Raw genomic sequence first — 1,523 nt, 5'->3', positions numbered from 1 at the left:
TGTCCGTCGTCAGAACATTTGGCACGACTCGCGGCGTAAATTAGCGGAGTGCGGGCCTCGTCAGGGGATGGATGTTAAGCGGCGAGCTTGCGGTGTTGCAAGCGCCGATATTCGATGGTCTGTCGTTTGATCCTTTCACGCTGTTTGATGATGGCTGGTGCCCTGCCGAAGTAGGCGTCGGCGGGCGTCACGTTGTTCAGGCTCTCGTGGTAACGTTGATTGTTGTAGTGCTCGACGAAGGCTTCGATCTGGGCCTCGAGGTCGCCGGGCAGGAAGTAGTTCTCCAGCAGGATGCGGTTCTTCAGAGTCTGGTGCCAGCGCTCGATCTTGCCCTGGGTTTGGGGATGGCACGGTGCACCGCGCACATGACTCATCTGCTGAGCTTCGATGTATTCAGCCAGTTCGCCAGCGATGTAGCTGGGACCGTTATCGCTGAGCAGCCTGGGTTTGTGCAGCACGGTGGCGCTGTCGCAGCCCGAGGCAGCCAGCGCCATGTCCAGCGTGTCGGTGACGTCCTCGGCCCGCATGTTGGTGCACAGTTTCCAGGCGATGATGTAGCGCGAGAAGTCGTCGAGCACGGTCGACAGATACATCCAGCCCCACCCGATGATCTTGAAGTAGGTGAAGTCGGTTTGCCACATCTCGTTCGGCCGGGTGGTCTTGGTGTGGAACTGATCGGCGGCCTTGATCACGACATAGGCCGGGCTGGTGATCAGATCATGGGCCTTCAACAGGCGGTAAACCGTGGCTTCCGACACGAAGTAGCGCTTCTCGTCGGTGAACCGCACCGCCAGCTCGCGCGGTGACAGTTCGCTGTAGTCCAGGGCCATCTCGACGATCTGGTCCTGGATATCATCGCCGATGCGGTTCCACACCCTGGTCGGCGCCGACGGCCGATCCTCCAAGGCCTCCGGGCCGCCTTCGAGGAACCGGTCATACCAGCGGTAGAAGGTCCGACGGGCGATGCCGAGCTGGTCCAGCGTGCGTTTGGCGGGCAGGTGCGACTGCTCGACGATCCGGATGATCTCGAGCTTCTCCGAGGCGGGATACCTCATTCGTCGTCGCCCCCATCCGCGATCATGCTTTTTTTGAGCAGGCGGTTCTCCAGGGTCAGGTCGGCAACGCATTCCTTCAGGGCGCGGGCTTCGCGGCGCAGATCCTGCACCTCGCCAGTGGTCGCGGCACGGGCGGTGTCGCCGGCCAGGCGGCGCTTGCCGGCTTCCATGAACTCCTTCGACCAGGTGTAATACAGGCTCTGGGCAATGCCTTCCTTGCGGCACAGCTCGGCGATGCTGTCCTCGCCGCGCAGGCCATCCAGCACGATGCGGATCTTGTCTTCGGCCGAGAAGTGCCGGCGGGTTGCACGCCGGATGTCCTTCACCACCCGCTCCGCAGGGGCCTTGGTCGGCGATTTTGCATTGGAGGATTTGGGCTTCATCTTCGTTCCTTCATCACTACGACGAAGCCCAAATCCTCCTTAAATCACAACCTCAAATCTGTGCCATTGGTGCTGACGGGGAACA

1 protein-coding gene is annotated in these 1,523 nt (G+C 61.2%); it reads right to left on the bottom strand.

Features of this window, described 5'->3' with window-relative positions:
• Positions 1-74: 74 nt before the first annotated feature.
• Positions 75-1,438, bottom strand: a protein-coding gene (locus tag EV664_RS19110) for an IS3 family transposase (protein WP_085995949.1) whose coding sequence is annotated in 2 segments (ribosomal slippage) — positions 75-1,088 and positions 1,091-1,438 — 1,362 coding nt in all. Because the reading frame shifts where the segments join, the coding sequence is not laid out codon by codon here.
• Positions 1,439-1,523 lie beyond the last annotated feature (85 nt).

The organism is Stakelama pacifica (genome assembly GCF_004361835.1).
Classification (GTDB): Bacteria; Pseudomonadota; Alphaproteobacteria; order Sphingomonadales; family Sphingomonadaceae; genus Sphingomonas; species Sphingomonas pacifica.
Note: the sequence above shows the minus strand (reverse complement) of the source record. Positions and strands in the feature narration are given on the sequence as shown.